The 20,528-nt window shown below is 70.9% G+C and carries 23 protein-coding genes; 9 read left to right on the forward strand and 14 right to left on the reverse strand.

Annotated features, from left to right (window positions below; translation table 11 throughout):
- Positions 1 to 63: 63 nt before the first annotated feature.
- Both E2493_RS15775 and E2493_RS15780 read right to left on the reverse strand, forming a co-directional pair.
- Complete coding sequence (locus E2493_RS15775; protein WP_135088509.1) at positions 64 to 609, reverse strand: helix-turn-helix domain-containing protein; 546 nt, start codon at positions 607 to 609, stop codon at positions 64 to 66.
- Between the two features lie 299 nt (positions 610 to 908).
- The gene (locus E2493_RS15780; RefSeq protein ID WP_135088511.1) at positions 909 to 1,454 is read right to left on the reverse strand and encodes a M23 family metallopeptidase; all 546 of its coding nucleotides are present in this window, start codon (positions 1,452 to 1,454) and stop codon (positions 909 to 911) included.
- A gap of 454 nt (positions 1,455 to 1,908) precedes the next feature.
- On the opposite strand from E2493_RS15780, the gene E2493_RS15785 reads away from it, so the two are divergent.
- Positions 1,909 to 2,622 (forward strand): hypothetical protein, encoded by a 714-nt coding sequence (locus tag E2493_RS15785; RefSeq protein WP_135088513.1) that lies wholly within the window; start codon positions 1,909 to 1,911, stop codon positions 2,620 to 2,622.
- A gap of 356 nt (positions 2,623 to 2,978) precedes the next feature.
- Here the strand turns inward: E2493_RS15785 and E2493_RS22125 are convergent, their stop codons facing one another.
- From E2493_RS22125 to E2493_RS15815, 7 genes are all read right to left on the reverse strand, one after another.
- Positions 2,979 to 3,104 (reverse strand): hypothetical protein, encoded by a 126-nt coding sequence (locus E2493_RS22125; protein WP_263854096.1) that lies wholly within the window; start codon positions 3,102 to 3,104, stop codon positions 2,979 to 2,981.
- The gene (locus E2493_RS15790; protein ID WP_225421529.1) at positions 3,104 to 3,472 is read right to left on the reverse strand and encodes a GNAT family N-acetyltransferase; all 369 of its coding nucleotides are present in this window, start codon (positions 3,470 to 3,472) and stop codon (positions 3,104 to 3,106) included. The genes E2493_RS22125 and E2493_RS15790 overlap by 1 nt, the downstream gene beginning before the upstream one ends.
- 12 nt (positions 3,473 to 3,484) lie before the next feature.
- Complete coding sequence (locus tag E2493_RS15795) at positions 3,485 to 3,820, reverse strand: type II toxin-antitoxin system TacA family antitoxin (RefSeq protein WP_135088515.1); 336 nt, start codon at positions 3,818 to 3,820, stop codon at positions 3,485 to 3,487.
- A gap of 59 nt (positions 3,821 to 3,879) precedes the next feature.
- Positions 3,880 to 6,492 (reverse strand): TonB-dependent receptor, encoded by a 2,613-nt coding sequence (locus E2493_RS15800; RefSeq protein WP_135088517.1) that lies wholly within the window; start codon positions 6,490 to 6,492, stop codon positions 3,880 to 3,882.
- A gap of 80 nt (positions 6,493 to 6,572) precedes the next feature.
- The gene (locus E2493_RS15805; RefSeq protein ID WP_135088519.1) at positions 6,573 to 7,127 is read right to left on the reverse strand and encodes a hypothetical protein; all 555 of its coding nucleotides are present in this window, start codon (positions 7,125 to 7,127) and stop codon (positions 6,573 to 6,575) included.
- A gap of 77 nt (positions 7,128 to 7,204) precedes the next feature.
- The gene (locus E2493_RS15810; protein ID WP_135088522.1) at positions 7,205 to 7,546 is read right to left on the reverse strand and encodes a hypothetical protein; all 342 of its coding nucleotides are present in this window, start codon (positions 7,544 to 7,546) and stop codon (positions 7,205 to 7,207) included.
- 147 nt (positions 7,547 to 7,693) lie between these two features.
- Positions 7,694 to 8,944, reverse strand: a complete 1,251-nt coding sequence (locus E2493_RS15815; protein WP_135088525.1) for a Gfo/Idh/MocA family protein — start codon at positions 8,942 to 8,944, stop codon at positions 7,694 to 7,696.
- Positions 8,945 to 9,139: 195 nt separating this feature from the next.
- Here E2493_RS15815 and E2493_RS15820 point away from each other — a divergent pair, with 195 nt between their 5' ends.
- The 3 genes from E2493_RS15820 (at position 9,140) to E2493_RS15830 (ending at position 13,278) form a co-directional block, all read left to right on the forward strand.
- Positions 9,140 to 9,520, forward strand: coding sequence for a hypothetical protein (locus tag E2493_RS15820; RefSeq protein ID WP_135088528.1), 381 nt, complete (start codon positions 9,140 to 9,142; stop codon positions 9,518 to 9,520).
- A gap of 217 nt (positions 9,521 to 9,737) precedes the next feature.
- Positions 9,738 to 10,739: a hypothetical protein gene (locus E2493_RS15825; RefSeq protein WP_135088531.1), complete on the forward strand. Its 1,002-nt coding sequence runs from the start codon at positions 9,738 to 9,740 to the stop codon at positions 10,737 to 10,739.
- 118 nt (positions 10,740 to 10,857) lie between these two features.
- Positions 10,858 to 13,278 (forward strand): PAS domain-containing protein, encoded by a 2,421-nt coding sequence (locus tag E2493_RS15830; protein WP_135088534.1) that lies wholly within the window; start codon positions 10,858 to 10,860, stop codon positions 13,276 to 13,278.
- A 30-nt stretch (positions 13,279 to 13,308) separates the two neighbouring features.
- On the opposite strand, the gene E2493_RS15835 is transcribed toward E2493_RS15830, so the two are convergent.
- Both E2493_RS15835 and E2493_RS15840 read right to left on the reverse strand, forming a co-directional pair.
- Positions 13,309 to 14,118 carry a PIG-L deacetylase family protein gene (locus tag E2493_RS15835; protein ID WP_135088538.1) on the reverse strand — a complete coding sequence of 270 codons (810 nt, stop codon included), beginning with the start codon at positions 14,116 to 14,118 and terminating at the stop codon, positions 13,309 to 13,311.
- Between the two features lie 11 nt (positions 14,119 to 14,129).
- Positions 14,130 to 14,468 carry a hypothetical protein gene (locus E2493_RS15840; protein ID WP_167737568.1) on the reverse strand — a complete coding sequence of 113 codons (339 nt, stop codon included), beginning with the start codon at positions 14,466 to 14,468 and terminating at the stop codon, positions 14,130 to 14,132.
- A 150-nt stretch (positions 14,469 to 14,618) separates the two neighbouring features.
- On the opposite strand from E2493_RS15840, the gene E2493_RS15845 reads away from it, so the two are divergent.
- The gene (locus E2493_RS15845; protein ID WP_135088541.1) at positions 14,619 to 15,038 is read left to right on the forward strand and encodes a DUF1801 domain-containing protein; all 420 of its coding nucleotides are present in this window, start codon (positions 14,619 to 14,621) and stop codon (positions 15,036 to 15,038) included.
- A 13-nt stretch (positions 15,039 to 15,051) separates the two neighbouring features.
- Here E2493_RS15845 and E2493_RS15850 read toward each other — a convergent pair whose 3' ends face one another.
- The gene (locus E2493_RS15850; protein ID WP_135088544.1) at positions 15,052 to 16,698 is read right to left on the reverse strand and encodes a COG3904 family protein; all 1,647 of its coding nucleotides are present in this window, start codon (positions 16,696 to 16,698) and stop codon (positions 15,052 to 15,054) included.
- A gap of 189 nt (positions 16,699 to 16,887) precedes the next feature.
- Between E2493_RS15850 and E2493_RS15855 the strand changes: the two genes are divergently transcribed.
- The 4 genes from E2493_RS15855 (at position 16,888) to ybaK (ending at position 18,442) form a co-directional block, all read left to right on the forward strand.
- Positions 16,888 to 17,427, forward strand: coding sequence for a hypothetical protein (locus E2493_RS15855; RefSeq protein ID WP_318531711.1), 540 nt, complete (start codon positions 16,888 to 16,890; stop codon positions 17,425 to 17,427).
- 82 nt (positions 17,428 to 17,509) lie between these two features.
- Positions 17,510 to 17,638, forward strand: coding sequence for a hypothetical protein (locus tag E2493_RS22130; RefSeq protein ID WP_263854097.1), 129 nt, complete (start codon positions 17,510 to 17,512; stop codon positions 17,636 to 17,638).
- Positions 17,625 to 17,840: a hypothetical protein gene (locus tag E2493_RS15860; RefSeq protein ID WP_135088547.1), complete on the forward strand. Its 216-nt coding sequence runs from the start codon at positions 17,625 to 17,627 to the stop codon at positions 17,838 to 17,840. Before E2493_RS22130 ends, E2493_RS15860 begins: the two co-directional genes overlap by 14 nt.
- Positions 17,841 to 17,968: 128 nt before the next feature.
- Complete coding sequence (gene ybaK, locus E2493_RS15865; protein ID WP_135088550.1) at positions 17,969 to 18,442, forward strand: Cys-tRNA(Pro) deacylase; 474 nt, start codon at positions 17,969 to 17,971, stop codon at positions 18,440 to 18,442.
- Positions 18,443 to 18,448: 6 nt separating this feature from the next.
- Here the strand turns inward: ybaK and E2493_RS15870 are convergent, their stop codons facing one another.
- Complete coding sequence (locus E2493_RS15870; RefSeq protein WP_225421530.1) at positions 18,449 to 19,885, reverse strand: nucleoside hydrolase-like domain-containing protein; 1,437 nt, start codon at positions 19,883 to 19,885, stop codon at positions 18,449 to 18,451.
- A 155-nt stretch (positions 19,886 to 20,040) separates the two neighbouring features.
- On the reverse strand, positions 20,041 to 20,379 hold the full coding sequence (locus E2493_RS15875; RefSeq protein WP_135088556.1) for a hypothetical protein: 339 nt from the start codon (positions 20,377 to 20,379) through the stop codon (positions 20,041 to 20,043).
- Positions 20,380 to 20,528 lie beyond the last annotated feature (149 nt).

Genomic DNA, 20,528 nt, shown 5'->3' on the forward strand with positions numbered 1-20,528 from the left:
CGCCCGGGGGCAGGGAGAGGAATAAATTATGCGGGCCGGTCCGGGGGCGGGAAGGGGGGGCGCTCAGCCGATCGTGGTGGTCAGGCGGCCGACGCGGCCGTCGGCGAGCGGCAGGGTTTCCCAGAGTATCCGGCCGGGCGGCACCGGCACGTCCGACCGGCCGTTGCCTCCGGTGCTGAGCGCGAGCGTCTGCCAGGGGCGCTCGAACCAGCCGCGCTCGGCCAGCCCGGCCTCCGCGGCGGCGATCTCGGGCGTGGCGAACGGCCAGAGCGAGCGGCCGATCAGCTCGGAGACGTCGGTCCGCCAGCTCGCCGCCCGGCTGGGCGAGGCGGCGAGCAGCCGATGGGTCGCGTCGCAGACCAGATGGACGGGGTGCTGCGACGTCTCGACCAGCCGCCGCAGCGCCGCATCGTGGTCGCTGCCGACCGCGGCCGAGATCAGCCGGACGATGCGCGCCCGCTGCGCCGCTTCGGGCCGGTGCGCGCCGCTCTCCCAGCGCGACACGCAGCCCTGCGAGACCCCGAGCAATCCGGCGACCGCGCTCTGCTTCACCCGGTTCAGCCGCCGGAACCGGCGGAGCGCGAGACCGATCGGGAGCTCTGACAACATGAGGCCTCCTGGGGCAGGGCGGTGGGCATGGGGGCGGGGGGTCGCGAACGAATGTGCCACGCCGCGCCGGCGCCGAACAGAGGAAGGGAAATCTCGATGATACTCTACTCAGTTGCCTGCGCGTCGTCTGACGGATGTGGCTGAGAGCGCAAAGGTCGCGCAACCCAAAACCGGAAAGCCACTCACGCGAAAAGTCGATGTCGAAGAAAGTCACCATCCCATATTCGGTGTACCTTCTCCATGCTTGGCATCCAGACTGTCTACGTTGGCGCTAATCCAAGTAAAGCGCCGCAGCCCTTCTATCGTGAGATCTCGCTCGGACCTAAACGCGCCGGGCAAACAAGCTGAACTGTCTCTACGCCAGCGATTTCTTTCGCCGTGCATGAGAGGTGCTGGTAACCAAGAAGCTCTCCAGGATTAACGCGTCCATTCAGGCCTGCAAGCCACTTGTCCGCTGAGGTTCGTACTTCGAAGTGGAGATGGGGATAAGCCGCACTTGCGTTGCCGGATGTGCCAGTTTTTCCGATCTCGGATCCGCCGCGCACGAAGCTCCCAGCCACTGAAATTTCAGAAAGGTGCGCGTAGAAAGCATAGCGCGTATTAGAATCCGAGACGTTCTCGGCTCCTGCTATATTGAAGGACAACAGGATCTGTTTCCCATAGTCACCTTCGTCGCGCGTCCAGACGATGAAACCATCGCTGATTGCGTACACCGGAGTCCCTACTGGCGCATAGAGATCCCACCCTTGGTGCTTTTTCGGAGAGCCGTCGGCGTTTTGACGCACATCAGGGCCGAAAGTAGCGCCCACAACGCTCTTTAAACCGGCATCGTTGCGGATCCGCATCTCCGCGAGTGGATTGAAGAGCTTAGCTATATGCCTGGTCCCCTCGATGCTGCCCCTCGCCGGATCTGCGCACTTAGATTAGCGACTTGGACTCAGCTGTGGCTCGGTCACGTCCATACCATCTCGCGCACGACTGTGGAACTCGCGTGTCGCGCCTCGGACAGCGCCGGCATGCTTTCAACGAGGCATTCGGTAAGGAAATTCGGTGACACTCCATCCCACCGCCCGCGATTAGCCGACGGACGGGGACTGAAAGAGCTGAATCGATTGTAGTGTCACCGGAACCTGGTCATGGGCGAAGAGTGGAGTGCACCCCCTGAACGACAGATTGAAACAGGGAACAGCTCTCGATGGAGAGCGCTGATGGCGGATCTTCGCGACGACGCTTCGCTTGCGCGCGCATTCCGGCTGATGCAGATCAGGAACTTCATCGCTTCGCCGCGGAGGGCGCCGCGTGGTCCTGAAGACATTGTTTCTCGGCGTCCTCGCGGCTTTCCTCGTCGCGGCGCAGGCGCAAGGGATCGGTGACACGGTTCCAGCGTACCGGACGCAGCGCCAGGCCGGCCAGGTGCGTCTCTACTCGGACATCGTCTGTCCGCGCGGCCCCGACGGCGAGCCGGTGGTCTGCGGCCGCCCGCTCACCGATCAGGGTCGCCGCGCCCTCCACGAATTTGGCCGGTGCCTGGTTCGGCGAGATGCGGCTGGTTCCCGTGCCAGCCTCGCCGTCGCCATCGAGGGCGGAGATTACCGCGCCTCGCTGGAGGGCCTCGTGAGCAGGCAGCGAGGCTGTGCAGCCAGCGGCGCTTTGAGCTTCTCCGCAGGCCTGATCTACGGCGTGATCGCCGAGGCGCTTCTCGAAACAGGCGGATCGGGAGACGCGCTCGTCGCACGGTTGAAATCCGATCCGGGCCGCTCACCTGTCAGGGCTGCGAACGAGATCGAGTATCTTGCTTTTTGCACTGCCCTGACGTCGCCGGCGGAGGCGGTTCGGCTGTTGTCGGCTCCTCCGGCGACGGACGAGGAGCTGCAGGCTTTCCGGGCCCTGGTCCAGAGAATGTCGGCGTGCGTGGCAGCGGGAGAGGAATTGCGGCCGCGACGTCCCCTATTGCGCAGCGCCCTCGCGATCGCGGCGTACCGCCTCACCGCCCACCCCCTTGCCGCACGCTAGGTGCGAACGGACGCGTCGGGACTTCTCACTTGCGAGAATCGCTAGTGTATGATAGAACGAAGCATGAACGATGAGACGGCCGGGCGAAAGCCGAGCGCGCGTGCCGTGAAATCCCGGCCACCGGGGAGCAACCCCTCTTTGAAGGCCGGGAGCTGGAGAATGACGAGGCCGCCGCGCCGCGCGTCGCGGGGCGGCGGACCGCATCTGCCGCGTTCACATTGCAGTGCAGCGAAGACAAGGCTGATCGACCGTAAACAACGGTGAATCTACGGTCGCTGCGGTGCAGCGATGCGCGGGTGCCGGGCGCAACGCCTCGCCCGGCGCCCCTTGTATCCGGCATCGTCGGAACCGGCGCCTCAGCTGAAGGCCGCGACGACCGTCTCGATCGGTAGGAAGAGCGTTCGGCTCTCTTCCGGAAATTCCTGGAACTCGGCGCAGGCCCGATAGAAGAGCTTCGCTCGCTCGTCCTTGGCCTGGACCATCACGGCAGCGATGCCGATGCCCTGCGAAGCGACCGCGATCCGGCGAAGGGCGTCCGAGAGGATATCGCGCCGAGCCCGCGCCCGGCATGTCTCCGGTCCACCGCCAGCCGTCCGATGATCGAGACGGGGATGGCCTCGGGCGCATTGCGCCGGATCCTGCCGGGCGCCGCGGCGCGCTCGACCGCTCCGGCCGAGACGCAAAAATAGGCAACGACCCGATTGCCGTCGCACACCACGTAGGTGCGCGAGAACCGGCTCTCGTTCTTCAGCGCGCGCTGCTTCAGCCAAAGGTTGAGGGCGGGCTCGCCGCAATCGAAGGCGCCGAGATCATGCGTGGGATCAAGCGGTGCCGGCGGCGACAAGGCCATCTTCGGACGCGCTCAGGCCTCCCAGGCGGGCTTGCGGCGCAGCAGCGCCCGCAACTTCGGGCCTGGCGCCGGGGGATTGTCCAGCGCGTGGACGAAAGCGTCGTAGCGCGTCGCATCGAGCACGAAGAGCCGCTGGTCGAGCAGCACGTCGATCGCCAGCGCGCGGGCGCTGTCGACCATGAACTCGGTCCGCGTCTTGCCGAGTAGAGCGGCGGCTTCGTCGATCATCTGCCGCGTCTGCGTCTCGACGCGCAGGTTGATGCTGTTCCTGGTGTCGGCCGCGCCGCGGCGCCCGGTGACGGCGACCGAAGCCTTGGCAGCGTCGGGTGCAGGACGGGGCTTGGCCATCCTCTGCATGTGCGTGTTTGTACCTACAATGTCAATACAAGAGGGCTGCCGCTCCCCCCTCAGAACAGCTTCCTCACCGACACCGTCACCGTCCGCCCGACCGGATCGAGATAATCCTCCTGCATGCGGTTGGGGATCGTGCCGTTGCGGTCGCGGACGCGCTGGTGGGCGTCGGTGAGGTTGTTGACCTCGAGCCGGAGCTGGAGGTGGCGGGTCCAGTCCTCCCTGGGCAGGAAATGATGGACGCTGACGAAGGCGGTGACGTTCAGCTTGAAGATCGGCGAGAAACGCAGATCGGCCTCGGGATCGTCGCTGCGCACCCGGCTGCCGCCGCCGAACCAGCCGTCGAAATTCATGCCGTTGCCGAGATAGTTGATGCCGCCGTAGAAATAGCTGGTCACCGCCGGCGGCGCCCAGCCGAGCACGGTGTCGCCGCCGAGCAGATCGAGCTCGGGCGTGCCGGGGCGCAGCTGCAGGCGATCGACCAGCCGCACGCTCGGCCCCGCGCCGAGATAATAGAATGGCCGCGGCTTCGGCTTGGGCGGGGGTGGGGACGCGGCGCCACCCGCTGCGCCCGCCGGCGGCGGGGCAGGGGGCGGCGGCGACGCCTTGCCGAGCTGGCCGCTGGCGTTGAGCGTGAACCTGAGCGCGCGCTGGCGCTCGCGGAAGAAGTTGATCGGCTGGAAGCGGACCGAGACCAGACGGCCGGCCGCGTCGCGCGAGACGAGCTCGGGCAGGATCGCCTCGGTCTGCGGGGTGAGCGCATAGACGTTGCCGGTCTGGTCCGCGATCTCGGTCGCCTCCCAGGACGCGGCGAGGCGCAGCTCCCGCTTCGCGAACGGCTTCACGTTCAGGGTCAGCGAGCGGACGCGGCGGCGCTCGGCGGCGAGATCGGGATTGCCGCCCTGGACCAGGGTGACGATCTCGGTCCGGCCGGTGCCGAAATCGAAGATCGGCACGTCGGGAACGATCAGCACCGGCGAGGAGAGCGGCGCCAGGCCCGGGGCCGCCTCGCTGCGGCGAACCTGGCCGAGCAATTGCACCCGATCGACCGGCGCCCAGCTCAGCCCGACGCTGCGATCGGCGAGGGACCCGAAGCCGCCGACCCGGCGCAGCGCGACCGCGGCATTGGCGGAGAGCTCGCCGGCGAAGGACAGGAACGCGCGGCGGCGCGAGGCGAGCGGCAGGTCGAGCGTCAGGCCGGCCTCGACGCGGCCGCGGCCCAGCGCCAGGTCGAAATCATTGGTGCCGCGCGTCGCCGACCGGGCGTCGGCGCGCTCGGCCTCGGCGGTGGCGACCAGGTTGGCGTCGCCGGCGGGCAGGGCGATCGGGATGCTGGTCAATGTCGCCTTGGCGCCGGCGTTGCGGGTGCGCTGGCGTGTGCGGTCGAGCCGCCGCGCCTCCAGGAGAATCGGGGCGAGCGCCGCGAACGGATCGGCGGCGAGGGCGGCACCCGCCGCGGCCAGATCGATGCCGCGTTCGCTGCGGCCGTCGGTCTGCTGCTGGTCGAGCGCGGCGGTGACGTCCCAGCGCCAGCCGGAGACCGCTCCGCGCAGCGTCGCGCCGGCGTGCAAGGTCGTCTTCGTCTCCGCCTGGCGGAGCGGATCGGCCTCGACGAGGTAGCGCTTGAGCAGGACGTCCTGCGAGAAGGCGGCGCTGCCCGCGGGAACGAGGAAGGTCGCGGCGGCCGGGCCGGAGAGGCTGCGGTCGCGGCTGCGCTCGGCGGTGAGGTTGAGCGAGCCGGCCACGCCGCCGCCGAGCGGCGCGGCGAGCACGGTCTCCGCCTTCAGCGCCCGGTTGCGCGCGATCAGCGTCCGGTAGGGGCCGACGTCGGTCAGGCGCGGGCTGTTCGCGCCGGACGCGAAGCCGGCGAGCGTGCGGTCGGCGGGGAAAGCGGGCACCGGCGCGATCGTCACGATCCCGCCGGCGGCCGCCGACAGCGCGGGATCGATCTCGCCGCCGCCGCCGAGCCCGACGATATTGCCGATCGCGTCGAACGGCACGTCGGGATCGGGCGCGATGTCGCGCCGCGCCTGCAGCAGCGCGCCGGTGCGGCGATGCTCGAGCGCGAGGGTGAGGCGGGAATCGTCGCGGAGCCGGGTCAGATCGAGATTGGCACTGCCGCGCGCGCTGCCGCCGCGGGTCGTGGTGCCGGCCGATCCGCGCGCCTGGACCTGGCGGAAGCGACGCTTGGTGATGAAGTTCACCACCCGCCGGGTCGGCGGATAGCCGAACTTGAGGGCGACCGGCTCGGGCAGCACCTCGACCCGCTCGATCGCCTCGGGCGGCAGGCTGCCGATCTCCTGATAGCCGGAGACGCGCTGCGCATTGAGCAGGAAGATCGGCTCGGCGCCGTCGGCCGACTGGGTGACCCCCTTGATCGCGCGCAGCAGCTCGCCCGTCGTCGTCGCGCCGGTCGCGGCGACGGCGTCGCTGTCGAGCACGGCGACCGGCGCGACATCGCTCCGCACCGCACCGCGCATGCCGGTGACGACGATCTCCTCGCCGCCGGCGTCGTCGGCGGGCGTGGCGACCTCGGCGGCGTCCTCCACGGGCGCGGCGGCGTCCTCGGCCGGCTGCGCGGAGGCGCCCGTGCCGGCGAGCGCCGCGAGGATCGCCGGCCCGCCGGACACGATCCAGGACCTCGCGGTCCGCTGCCCTCCTCTACGCATCAACGCCCCCACCCGGCAGACACCCCGCGCGGATAGAGCGGAGGGTGCGGGAGGCGTCAATGGGCGACGTGCGGAGCCCCTTAGTCTTCGGCGACGTCGCACTCGATCCAGAGGGCGTCGCCCAGATGGCGCCACGCGCGCCAGTCCGTCCGGCGCCAGGTCTTGACGATGGCCCGGCCGCGCTCCCCGAGCGACGCCGGCACCGGCTCCAGCGCGGCCGGCAGCGCACCGCTCTCGATGATCTTGCTCCCGCGCCAGCCGGTCTCGTCGCTGTAGCTGGCAAGCTTCACCTCGCCGCGAAGCCAGCTCTCGATCAGCTCGCGGGCGACGGCGGTGCTGTGCACGGCCGCCGAACGCAGCGATCCGGCGGACGCGGATATCGGTGTGCACCAGCTGCCGAAATCGAGATTGATCTGATGGTCCGCCGTATCGAGCTCGATCGCGAAGAGCGGCTCGAGCGGTTCGCCCCGCACCGCGTCGATGCGCAGCCTGATCCACCCCTCATCCGAGCGAAACCAGCGACCTTCGCCGGCGATCGCCCAGTCGAGACAGGCGTCGAACACCGCTCGCGACCAATCGTCGATCGGGTCGGTCGAATGCGCCGAAAAAGGCGTTCCGGAATCGCCGTCTGACATTCAGCCGCGGTAGTCGGCCGCGCACCCGCCCGTCCAGCGCGCGGCGCCGAGCACGATCCCAGCCGCTGCCGCAACCCTCACGAGGCGGTCTGGATCGCCAGGCGGTTGCCGTCGTGCCAGACGAGGTTGCAGGCGCTGGGGCAGGCGGCGAGATCGCGTTGCCGCGCCCAGTCGCGAACCACGAAGGCCCTGGCGCCGCTGCCGAACTCGAGCCGGTCGATCTGCGCCAGGCGGACGTGCGACGGCAGCGTCCTCGCCTCGCCCCCCTCGACCGTGACCCGGTGCAGGGCCGCGCTCCCCGGTTCGGAATAGCTGACCGTCAATGGCGCGGACGAGCGGTTGCGGATCTCGATCGTCGGCGCCTGGGCCGAACAACCGGCGAGTGCGAGCAGACAAAGGCCTGAAATCCACCGAGTCATGCGGAGAAGTTCTCATGAAAACCGAAGACGTGCAAGGCCGCGCCCGGCGAGGGTCGCTCGACGGTTTCTTGCCGGGGACGCTCGTTTCTTCGATTCGGACGTCGAGACGGCCGACGCCTGCACGCCGCCGGGGAGCTGCCGCCCGGCTCAGCCCATCGCCGCCCGCGCCGCCTCCGGCACATAATCGTCGAGGCCCGGCTCGTCGAAGCCGACGGTGCGGCCGAGCTCGGCCGAACGGTAGAGCGCCATCAGCATGGCGACCACGGCGACGCCATCGTCGAACGTCTCGGCCGGCGGTTCGCCGCGGCGGAAGGCTTGGACGAAATGGCGGTTCTCATGGACGTAGCCGTAGGTCGCCGCCTCGTCCTCGATCACCGGCATCAGCCCGCGCTCGGCATTCTGCTTCTCGACCAGATCCTCGCCGCCCCGGCGGTCGCCGCTCCCGCCGAGGAAGACCTTGAGCCCCGAGCCGAGCGAGTTGAACTCCATCGCATATTCGGGCCCGAGCAGTTCGAGCGAGAGGCGCAGGCCGGCCCCGACATAGGCCCAGCTCGTCGTCGCCTCGATCACCAGTTCGTTGCCGTCCCGGTCCTCGAGCCGGACGAGGCCGCGGGCGAAATCCTCGGCCGGGCGGCGGGCATAATCGACCTCGCCGCCCATCGTCTCGCACAGCCGCGCGGCATAGTCCGGCCGCGCCCATTTCAGCGTCGCGACCGAGGCGGTGGCGGAGACCGGCGTGAGGGCCGCGCGCGGCGCGCCGGGCGGGGTGAGCAGGAAGCGGGCGACCTCGACGCTGTGGCACATCATGTCGAGCAGCACGCCGCCGCCCTGCCTGTCCGCCTGCCAGAACCAGGGCTCGTGCGGGCCGGCATGCTCTTCGGCCGCGCGGGCGATGTACGGGCGGCCGCTCTCCGGCACGGCGCGGCGCCAGACGATCTCGCGGCCGCGCTGCACGGCCGGCATGAAGAGCTGGTTCTCGAGATAGCCGTGGAGCAGGCCGGCGCCGCTCGCCAGCGAAAGCATCTCTCTCGCTTCGGCGAGGGTGCGGGCGAGCGGCTTCTCGCAGGCCACGGCGCGCAGCGCGCCCGCTCTGCCCGCGGCGACGAGATCGGCGATCGTCCGCATCGCGGCGAGCCGCGCGTGGTTCGGCGCGAGGATCCACAGCGCGTCGATCTCGCCCGATCCGAGCATCTCTTCCAGACCGGCGAAGGCGCGGCACGGGCCGAGCCCCAGCGCCTCCGCGCGCGCCGCCGCCGCCTCGCGCCGCTCGGCCCGCGGGCTGAAGATTCCGGCGACGCGGACGTTGCGCACCGCGACCAGCGCCTCGAGATGGAAATTGGCGATGAAGCCGGCGCCGATGAAGCCGATGCGCAGCGTGTCGAGCGTGGGAAGAGCCATGGCCGCAGCATGGCGGGGCTTGGGGATCAAGAGCAAGGGGCAGGCGCAAAGCCCGCGGCGGCTTCCGAGATAAGTATAGTGTCCCCGAATCAGGGCGAAGTCAGCGGGGGGCGGAGCGCGGCGCCCGGATCCGGCTTGCCGGGACCATGCCGGTCGTGGAATGAAGCGGCCCTCGGGAGGATCGGGGGAAGGATGATGATCTTCGCTACCGCACTGTTCGCATGGCTGACGCTCGCCGGAACGCCGGACGCTCGGGAGGAGGCGATCCGCAGCACCCAGGGCGACGTCGAGGGCTATGCCTACGACACGAACGTAGGGCTCAGGCGCAACGGCGTCACCTGGGGGATCGTGGACGCGGTCGGCGCCGGGCGCTGCCGCACGAAGTTCCTGCTCGAGGAGGACCATGCGGTGACCGTCGACTGGTCGGCGGTGACCGGCGTCAGGGGCGTGAAATACGAGGTGGAGCTGCTCGCCCGGAAGCCGGCCGACACCGTCGCATTCGAGCTCGATCTCGAGGACCAGGCCCGGAATTTCGGCGAGGTCTTCGCCTATCTGGTCGACGCCTGTCGCGGCTGAGCCGGTGCGCCTCGGCGCTCGACCCGGAAAAGGGGGCCGCCGACCAGGCACTGATCGCCTTCGAGATCGGGCACCGGGCGCGCGCGCGGTGGAGAGGAGAACGAGGGCTCTCCTGCCTGCGCCGCGAGTGGAGACGGCGTGGCCGAAGCGAGGGAGCGCGGCTGACCGGCTGGCGGTGCTCGGGCAGGCTTCGCCTTCATTTCAAAGGGGAATTCGGATGATGCGCTGGATCGCCGCAGGTGCGTTGCTCGCCTTGCCTGCCGCCGGGCACGCGGCGGAGCGGTGCGGCAAGGCGGCGCTCTCCGAGGGGCCGGTCTCGATCGACGTCTGGGTGTCGCAGCAGGATGCGAGCCCGCCGCGCGTCACCTGGACGCACGCCAGCGTTGCCGGCGGCGACGGGGCCTATTGGCTCGAGGGGCATTACGATCCGACCGAGACCGGCCTCGGCACTCCGGTCAGCCTCGAGGTGCGCGCCTTGACGGCGCCGCCGGCGGAGGGGGAGGGCGATCCCGAGCAGATCGTCTTTCGGGTCGATTCCGGTCCCTGGTCGGAGCCGCTCTGGGCGAACCCGCGCCGCGCCGGAGAGGGGGCGAGCGCACGCGGCGAGGTCAGCCGGCGCCTCGCCCAGGGCCGGACCTTCCCCTATCGGACCGAATGGCTAGAGGCGGCGGCGCGCGGCGACCGCTTCGACTTCCGGCGGCGCGATGCCTGGGACCGGGAGATCGGCAGCGGATCGGTCGCCTATCCGCCGGCCGAAACGATCGAGGCGCTCTACCGGGCGGCGCGCGCCCAGGCTCTGGCGAAGATGCGGCCGTGCGGCGGAACCGGCGCCGTCGTCACCGCGATGCCGGCCACCGCCTCGCCGCCGCAGCCGCCGCAAACGCCGGCGAGGCTGCAGGCCCAGGCCTGCAGCCTGTTGCGCAGCTACGAAGAGCGCGTAGCGCGGGAGCAGCCGCAATCGGGACGGCTGATGAAGATCGTGGCGCAGCCGGTCGATTGCGGCGCTCGCGTCGTGACGCGGGTCTACGAGACGAGCGGGATGCGCACGCGCGACCTGAGGGAGCTCGGCGCGACGCTGCAGCGGAGCGTCGACCCGATGTGGTGCGCGGACCGCTCGTTCCGCGCGTTCATCGGCCAGGGCTGGACCTTTCGCGTCGAGCTGCGCGCCGCCGACGCGCCGGACGTCTACACCGCCACCACCCGCGCCTGCCCGGCCTGAGCGGCCGGCGCGGCGTGCAACCGGGCCACGGCCTTTTGGCGGTGTCGGCGCTTGCGAGGCCTGGCGTTTCCGGCCACATCCCGAGGTTCAGCGATCGGCACGGACGGAGAGGGCGCTCGTGGACCAGACCAGGGGACTGGCATTCCTCGCCGGCGGCGGCGGGACCGGCGCGCTGCTGCGGGCGCGGGACTGGACCGGCTCGCCGCTCGGCCCGCCGCAGGGCTGGCCGCCGGCGCTGAAGGCGGCGGTGAGCCTGATCCTCGGCGCGGAATTCCCGATGTTCGTCGCCTGGGGCGAGCAGCTCTCCTTCTTCTACAACGACCGTTATGCCGAGATCCTCGGCGCCAAGCACCCCGACGCGCTCGGCGCGCGCTTCGAGGACATCTGGCGCGAGATCTGGCCCGACATCCGCCCGTTGGTCGAGGCGGCGCTGCGCGGCGAATCCTCCTATCGCGAGGACCTGCCGCTGCTGATGAACCGGAAGGGCTATTACGAGCAGACCTGGTTCACCTTCTCCTACTCGCCGCTGCGCGACGAGGAGGGCCGGGTCACGGGCATGTATTGCGCCTGCCACGAGACCACCGACAAGATCCTCGCCGAGACCGCGCTGGCCGGCAGCGAGGCGCTCAGCCGCCGCGTGTTCGAGCAATTGCAGAGCGGGCTGGTGGTCGGCGAGCTGGTCCGCGACGAGGCGGGGCGGGCGGTCGACTGGCGCTATCTCGACGTCAATCCCGCCTGGGAGCGGCTGATCGGCCTGCCACGGCGCGAGGCGGTCGGCCGCACCGTCCGTGAGGTGCTCGGCGCGGTCGAGCAGGACTGGATCGGGGACATCGTCCGGGTGATGGAGAGCGGCGAGGCGATCGCCTTCACCCGCCCGGTCGAGACGCTCGGCCGCTGGTACGAAGGCCATGGCTTCCGCATCGACGAGCGGCGCTTCGGAATCTCGTTCAACGAGGTCACCGAGCGGCTGCGCACCGAGGAAGCGCTGAAGGTGATCCACGCCACGCTCGAGAAGCAGTTCGAGGAGCGGACCGCCGAGCGCGACCGCTTGTGGATGCTGTCCGAGGACATGCTCGCCCGCGCCGACTACGAAGGGATGATGTCGGCGGTGAGCCCGGCCTGGACGCGGGTGCTCGGCTGGCCGCAGGAGGCGCTGCTCAGCCGCGGCTACGCCACCTTCATGCACCCGGAGGATGCCGAGACGACGCTGCAGGCCCTCGCCGAGATGGGCGAGACCGGCCAGCCGACCCGGTTCGAGAACCGCATCGCGACGCGCGACGGCGGCTGGAAGGCGATCGAATGGACGGTCGCGCCGGAGCCGGGCGGGGCGAACTTCATCGCCGTCGGCCGCGATCTCAGCGCCGCCAAGGCGCGCGAGCAGGAGCTGTTCGCCGCGCAGGAGGCGTTGCGCCAGTCCCAGAAGATGGAGGCGGTCGGCCAGCTGACCGGCGGCATCGCCCACGATTTCAACAATCTGCTCACCCCGATCGTCGGGGCGCTCGACCTCCTGCGCCGCAAGGTCGACGATCCGCGGCTGCTCCGCCTGGTCGAGGGGGCGGTGACCAGCGCCGATCGCGCCCGGACGCTGATCGCGCGGCTGCTCAGCTTCTCGCGCAAGCAGCGGCTCGAGGCGCGCGACGTGCCGGTGCGCAAGCTGCTGTCGGGGATCGCCGACCTGCTGCACCGCTCGCTCGGGCCGACGGTCGAGCTCGCCCTCGAGCTGGAGGGCGACGATCTGTTCGCCCGGGTCGATCCGAACCAGCTCGAGCTCGCCTTGCTGAACCTCGCGGTCAACGCGCGCGACGCGATGCCGGCCGGCGGCACGCTGACGATCGGCGCGCGCCGGGCCGAGGTCGATGCGCCGCATCCGGCCGGGCTGAGGCCGGGCGACTATGTCTGCATCTCGGTGCGCGACCAGGGCAGCGGCATGAGCGCCGAGACGGTGCGGATGGCGGTGGAGCCCTTCTACTCGACCAAGGAGCTCGGCAAGGGAACCGGGCTCGGCCTGTCGATGGTGCACGGGCTCGCCGCCCAGTCGCAGGGCGGGCTGCACATCGAGAGCGCGCTCGGCGAGGGCACGCGCGTCGATCTCTGGCTGCCGGCCGGCAGCCCCGTGCCCGACGTGGAGGATCCCCGGGACGCGGTCGAGCCCGACGAAATCGTGCCGCGCCGGATCCTGCTGGTCGACGACGAGGATCTGGTCCGCGCCGCGACCGCCGACATGCTGATCGATGCCGGGCATGCGGTCGACCAGGTCCATAGCGGGCGCGAGGCGCTGTCGATGCTCAGATCGGACCGTCGGTACGACCTCCTGCTCACCGATTATGCGATGCCCCTGATGTCCGGGGCGGCGCTGATCCGCGAGGCGCGCAAGGTCGCGCCGGCGATGAAGGCGCTGCTGGTCACCGGCTATGCCAGCGCCGCGACCGACGTTCCGGCCGACGTGCCGCGGATCGAGAAGCCGTTCCGCGCCGCCGAGCTGATCGCCCGGATCCAGGCGCTGTCGCACCAGGGCGCCGAGGCCGAAGCGATGGCGTGACGCGCCGCCGGCGCGCGCCGATGGCGCCGCTCAGGGCAGGATCGGGGCGGGATCGGCGCCGTTCCACGGGCGCAGCCAGGCCGTCCCGTCCCAGACGTAGGCGAGCGTCCGGTTGATCGCGTCCATCTGGGCGGGCGTGTACTGGGTCGCGTGGCAGGCGAAGGAGGCGCGGCCGGCGGCGACGTCCCGCGGCGCGACCGGCACCCGGACGGTGAGCAAAGCCTCGGCGACGCCGCTGACCCGCGGCACCGATTGCGGCGCGGCGCGCAGCCGCTCTTCGGGCAGGGACGCGTAGAACAGGCGAATGCCCGAGCGGCGGGCGTCGCCCTGGACGATCTCGGTGGTGACGTTGCCGACCAGCCGGTGATCGGGGTGGCCGGTGCCGCCCTCCGGCCCGAAGGTGACGACCACCTCCGGCCGGACCGCATCGACGATTGCGGCGAGCCTGGTGCGCAGCTCCGCCAGCCTCTCCATCGAATGGCCGAGCGACCCGTCCTCCAGGCCGATCATGTGGAGCTTGCGGACGCCGAGCCGGTCGGCGGCGCATTGCGATTCGGTCACCCGCGCCGCAGCGAGCTGCGGGCCCGCAGCGATGCCGCCGTGCGGCGTCACCCCCTTCGATCCGTCGGTGGCGATGACGAGGTGGACCTCGCGCCCCTCGCGGGCCAGGCGGGCGAGCAGGGGGCCGACCACCCGCTCGTCGTCGGGATGGGCGAAGGCGGCGAGCACGGGTCCGTCGCCGGCCGAGGCCGCGGACGCGGCGGGGACGGCGAGGATGAGCAGGGCGGCGCGGGCGGCGGTCCGGAGAGCGTGGTGCATGTACGGCAGCGTAACGAACATGCGCCGCCGCCTCAATCGGCAGACGCGCCGCGCAGCGACCACCAGGCGGCGTAGGGCGTGTTCTCGATCCGCCGCCGGTTGAGATCGGGCGCGCCGTCGGTCCACCAGACCTCGCCGCGCTCGCCGAGCGCCACCTTCGCCGCGTGGACGTCCGCCCGCGCCGCCCGCAGCGCCTCTCCGTCGCCGCCCGCGAGCGCCGCGCGGACGCCGCGCCGCGCGGCCATCAGCGCGTCGACCAGCGTCTGGCGCTGCTCCGGATCGAGGTGCGGATCGGCGGCGCGCCACAGCCGGCCGCGCACGACGATATAGCGGCCGTCGGGAGTGAGAATTGCGCGGTCGCGGGCGGTCACGGCCGGTGCGCCGTCGTCGAACGGCGGCAGGGCGGATCGATCGGCGAGACTGTCACGCCGGCGACAATGAGACGGCGCAGCGATCGTTCCGGACGCGCGGTCGACGGCGCACCGGCGCTGGGTTAGGCTCGGGCGAACCCGGAGGAGCGCATGGCCGAGACCAAGACGAAGCCGACGGAGGCGAGCGTCGATGCGTTCCTCGCCGCGGTCGAGAAGCCGGTGCGGCGTGCCGACGCATTGATCCTCAAGGAGATGATGGAGCGGATCACCGGCGAGCCGGCGGTGATGTGGGGGCCGAGCATCGTCGGCTTCGGCGCCTATCATTATCGCTACGCCAGCGGGCACGAGGGCGACATGTGCCGCATCGGCTTCTCGCCGCGCGCCGCGAACCTCGTCCTCTATGTCGGCGGCTTTCCGGAATACGAGCCGCTGCTCGCCCGGCTCGGCAAGCACAAGGGGTCGAAAGCCTGCCTCTACCTCAACCGGCTCGCCGACGTGGACCTGGTCGTGCTCGAGGAGATCGTCCGCCGCAGCTTCGACGCCGCGGTCGACGGCTGCCCGGTCTGCTGACGAGGCGCGACGGTCAGGCGCCTTCGGGGCAGTCGGCGACCTCGACCTCGAACAGGCGCTCGCCGCGGCGATCGTGGAAGGCGTGGACGAAGCGGGCGCCGGCGCCGATCATCGCGGCGATCTGCGGCTGGCCGCACGCCTCGCGGCCGGCCCCGCGGGCGATGAGCCGCTTCGCCGCGGCCACGTCCAGCCCGTCGATCGCGACGGTGTAGCTGCGGGTGAGGACCAGCCCGGTCGCCTCGGCGCGGGTGAAGGTGGTGACTTCGTCGAGCCGGGTCGGCGCCGAGGCGTTCATGATGGTCGCCGCGGCCTGCAGCTCGCGCTGGACGGCGGCCCCGCTCATTCTCGGGGCCGGCCGGCCGCCGCCGCGCACGACGATCTCCGAACCGGTCAGCACGCCGGCGGTCTCCAGCTCGTAATAGCTCGGGAACCACATGCTCTCGGGCGGCGTGGTGAGGGCCCGCCAGACGAAGGCGGGATCGACCCCGGCGTCGAGATAGGCCTGGCGCATCGCCGCCGCCGCGAGCCGCATCTCGGCGGCGTTGAGGCCGGGAAAGCTCGGCGCGTGGAAGCCGACGCGGGCGCTCTCCTCGGCGGTGCGCTCCACGCCGGCAAGGAGGATGTTGGTGCAGGCCGACATGCAGACCTCCTCGACGCGGGTGCTCAGCCCGCGCTCCCGGACGATCGCGGCGATCCGCTCGGCCTCGAGCATGCGCCCGCCGGGAGAGGTGAGCACCACCGTTCTGACGCCCGGGCTCGCCGCCAGCACCTGCTGGAAGCGCTTCGCCGCGCCGGCCGAGATGTTGCCGTCGACCGCCAGCGCGCGGCCGTCCTTCGAGACCGTCATCGCGGCGACCGGGCCGAGCGAGTCCCGGCCCGCGGCAAGCTGGCCGAACTCGGCGGCCTGGACGGCGATGTCGCCCGCCCGGAACAGGGTGGTTCCCGCGGTGAGCACGACCAGAGCGCGTGCCGCGACCGCCCAGCCGGGCGAGCCGCCGCGCCGGCGGTGCCAATAAGCCGAGCGCCAGATGCCGACCGAGCTCCACACCCAGACGACCAGCGACACGCCGAGATAGGCGAGGATGACGAGCGCGAGGCTCTGCAGCGATCCCGATCCGGTCTCGATCCGGTGGGTCAGGAAGCGCGTGCCGGCGAGGATGACGGCCGAGAGCAGGAAGCCGTTCACCCAGTAGGAGACGGGCAGCGAGAGATGGCCGGCCCAGTGGCGGCGGAGGTAGTTGCGCCCGGCGTTCTTCTCGTCCCAGGCGATCACTTCCTCGTCATAGGCGCTGAGATCGTTCCAGTCGGGCTCGAAGACGAGCTCGTCCTCGCCCTGCTCATAGTCCTTGCCGTAGGCGCGCATCCTCAAGGCGCCGGCGACGGCCAAGCCGAGGATGAAGCTCAAGGCGAAGCCCATCGACGGAACGACGATCGTCGGCACGACATATTCGGGAAGGGTCAGGGTGAGATAGAGGGACGTGCCGCCCATCAGCAGGATGAACACGATCGCCAGGCTGAGCGCGATCCCGGCGATGCGATCGGCGATCAGCCGCCTGAGGAACAGCCGGTCCATGCCCCAGGAGAGCAGATAGCCGATCAGCAGCGCCGCCAAAGTCGCGGCGGCGAAATGCCAGACTCCCGGTCGTGTCAGCGCGTCCATGTGCGGGCCCCCCCCGCGCGCAGTCTACCAGAGGCCGGGAAAGTGGGAAGAGGCTGGGGCGCGCGCCGGACGCCGGCGGGGCGGGCCCTTCGAAGAATGTGACCCAGCACTTCGCCGGCTTTCCGCTCACGCCATCGGCGGAAGCGCGAAGCGCTTCCACCTCAGCCGATCGCGTTCTAGGACGCTCCGGTGCCGTCCCGCCTCGCCTTACGCCTGTTCGGCCCGCTCCTCCTCCTCGCGGTCGCCGGCTGTGATGGAGGCCAGCCGCCGTTGAAGTATGACAAGGAGGCGGCGCCGTCGGCGGAGGCGATACCGGCGGCCGGAACGGTGTTCCGCTGCACGCCGACCAGGGTCTATGCCGGCGACGGACCCATTTGGTGCGCCGAAGGGCAGAGGGTGCATCTGTTCGGCATCGCCGCGCGCGAGACCGACGAGAGCTGCCGCGCCAACCAGCCGTGCCCGACCGCCCCGGCGCGCGCGGCCAAGGCCGAGCTCGTCCGCCTGGTCTCGGGACCAGGGCCGGAGAGCGGGGCGAAGGCGGCGGCCGGTTCCGCCCGCTACATCCCGGTGCGCGGACCCGCGCTTTCCTGCACCTCGACCGGCTGGTCCGGCGGGCGACGGGTCGGGGCCTGGTGCGCTTCGCCGACGAGCGGCGATCTCAGCTGCGCGATGGTGGCGAGCGGCACGGTGCTGCCCTGGCCGGCGACCTGGCGAAACCATCGCTGCTGACGCGGCGGCGAGAGCCCCGGGCTAAAGCCCGTAGGAACGGGCCTGCTGCCGTGTCGGTTGAAGCGGCACGGAGGACGAAGCAATGACCGAGGATTCGAAGACGCCGCCGGCCGAGGAGGAGAGCACCTCCGACGAGACCAGGAAGCAGGCGATGGAGAAGGCGCAGGAGGAAGCGGCCGAGGAGCGGGAGGACGAGGGTGGCTATCAGTGACGATCCCACCCGCGGCACCGGTCCGGACAAGGTCACCGAGGCCGCTGCGCCCGGCGTGGAAGCACCGCCCGGCGCGCGGGACACCGAGCCATCCGGCTCCGCTACGCCCGATCCGGCGCGCGGCGGCTGCCTGAGGCTCGGCTGGGGCTGCCTGCCGCTGCTGATCGGCGCGACGCTGATCCCGCCGGCCTTCTTCTTCTGACGCGGCGACCGCTCCGGCAGCCCACATTTTCAAAGACCATCCGGCAGATCGGGTGCTGCCGGCGCGCGCGCCAGGCGCTTGTTTTTCGGTGGACGCGCGCCGGCCGGTGCGGCCATCGTGCGGCTTCCATGTCGAACCAGACCCAGGCAACTCGCGCGCTGGCCAAGGGGGGCGTCGCCTTCACCGTCCACGCTTATGATTACGATCCCGGTGCCGAGCGGGTCGGGCTGCAGGCGGCCGACGCGCTGGGAGAGGCGCCGCACCGCGTGCTCAAGACGCTGATGGCGCGAGTCGACGGCCGGCCGGTCTGCGCGATCGTGCCGTCGGACGGCGAGGTGGCGATGAAGAAGCTGGCGGCGGCGCTGGGCGGCAAGTCGGCGGAGATGATGGCGCCGGCCGACGCCGAGCGACTGACCGGCTACAAGGTGGGCGGGATCAGCCCGTTCGGCCAGAAGCGCCGCGTGCCGATGGCGATCGAGGAAGCGGCGATGGGCGAGGACCTCGTCTACATCAACGGCGGGCAGCGCGGCCTGCAGGTGCGGCTCGACCCGCGGGAGGCCGCGCGGCTGCTCGAGGCGGTGGCGGCGCCGCTGACCCGCTGACGGGACTCACGGCACGACGTCGATGATCAGCCGCCGGTAGCGGGTGAGCCGTGGCGCGCCATGATCGGTGACCGCGAGGATGACGTGGATCGTGCCGGTACCCGGTGCGACGACGCGGCTGGTCTTGACGACCAGCGAGGCCTCCGGCTGGTCCGCGTTCTGCACGTCGAGCTTCACGCCGCTGACATTGTTCGACATGCTGCGCGTGCCCGCTTCCTCGTAGACGAACCATTCGTGGGAGAGCGCATCGCCGTCGGGATCGGAGGATCCGGCGGCGCTGAAGCGGACGCGCTCGCCCGGTTTCGCGGTGATCCGCTCGGGCGTCGCCAGCCGTGCGGTCGGTGGGTGGTTCGCCGCGGCATAGGGCTTGGTCGTCCAGTCGATCCGGGCGGCGAAATCGTTCTGGAAGGCGCGGCGCCAGCGCCAGATCGTGGCATATTGATCGTCATGCCAGGCACCGTCATGGCCGAGCACCTCGTCGCTCGTGTCGGTCCAGATCGGCCGTGTCTCCGGAGCGTAGAACCATTTGCGCATCGGCGGGGTGTAGAGCTCGTAGCGTCCGCCCCATCCGCCCCAATCGGGGTGCTCGGGCGCGTTCAGCCCGTTGTCGACCAGGAAGAGGAAGGACGGGGTGTCCCCCTCCATCTGGAACTTCCAGTTCGGATATTGATCGGACAGCGGACCCTTGCCGCGGATGTTGCGGTCGATCCATTCGTTGGTGACCAGCGAATAGTCGCCGCCGGCGAAGCGGCCGTGGAAGGTGTCGCCGCTGATCCCGATCCAGGTCGACTTGTGGAAGGTGCCGCCGGGGCTGACGATGTAGAAGAGCCCCGGAAACTCCCGGCGGATCCAGGGGCCGCTGTCGTCCTGGTCCGAGATCGCATAGACGCGCAGCCGGGCGACGAAGCGCTCGAGCGCGGCGCGGCTTCGTGTCTCGCGCACCTTCCAGAGCGCCTGGGCCAGCACGCTGGGGCCGCCCCATACCGTCACCCACAGAGGCCGTGCATCGGCGCGGTCGACGGCGGCGATGAGGCGTTCGGAGCCCGGCGAATCGTATCCGGCGCCGACCGCCTTCACGCCATCGAGCTGGTGGCCGCTGGCGATCACGCCGCGCAGCGCGTCCGCGGTCGGATAGCCGCGCTCGTGGAGCAGGAGGTTGTCGCGCACCTTCGCATAGCCCTCGACGACGTGGGCGATCTGCTCGGGGAAGAGGCCGTCGCTGTTCCTGGTCGCGACCAGGCCCTCGATGTCGAACTGGTTGGCGTAGGTCATCAGCCGGACCATCGACATCCTGTCGTCGGGATCGCCGCCGATGTCGGTGAGCACGAACAGGCGCGTCTTCGCCGGCGCTTCGGCCGCGACGCCCGGCGAAGGCGCGGCTGCGGTCGGGGTCGACAGGATCAGGGACAGGGCGAGGAAAGCAGGGCCGGATCGATATCGCACGCGCGCCTCCGCGGTTCTGACATCGCTGGCGTAGCGCAGGTGGTGGCGCGTCGCCATGCCGGCTGTCGGCGCCTGCGGAGGGCGGCAGGCGGCCTGGGCGGCGCAGACGCACGCGCTCCGGCCGGTGGGGCCGGAGCGCGGTCGTTCGGGGCGGCTCAGCGGCGGCCGAAGCGGTTCGCCGCCACGCGGTTGGCCTCGGCGCGCTGGATCTGGCTGCGCAGGCTCTGGATGCGGTCCTGGAGGGTCCGCTGCTCGGCGCGGGTGAAGCCGTTGCGGCTGTACTGGCGCTCGAGCCGGGTGAGGGCACGGAGGCGATCGCGCAGCGGCTGCGCCTCGCTGCGGGTGATCGTGCCGCGCTGGACGCCGCGCTGCAGCTGGTCCTGCAGGGTCTCGATCCGGTTGTCGAGGTTGCTGCCGCGGCCCTGGGCCATGGCGGGCGCGGCGCCGGCGGTGAGGGCTGCGACGGCCGCGAGGCTGAGGACGAACTTGTTCATGGGGCTTCTCCTTTTTCGCTTCGCCGCGATGGCGATGAGGAGAACTTGCCCCCGGCCTGTCGCGCCGCGATGGCGGCGGGCGGCGAAAAGTGTCGCAAGATGTCGCAGTCGCGCGGCCGCGCTCACGATCTGTCGGGCGCGGCCGCGCT

The sequence above is a fragment of the Sphingomonas parva (ex Maeng et al. 2020) genome (genome assembly GCF_004564275.1).
GTDB classification, from domain to species: domain Bacteria; phylum Pseudomonadota; class Alphaproteobacteria; order Sphingomonadales; family Sphingomonadaceae; genus Allosphingosinicella; species Allosphingosinicella parva.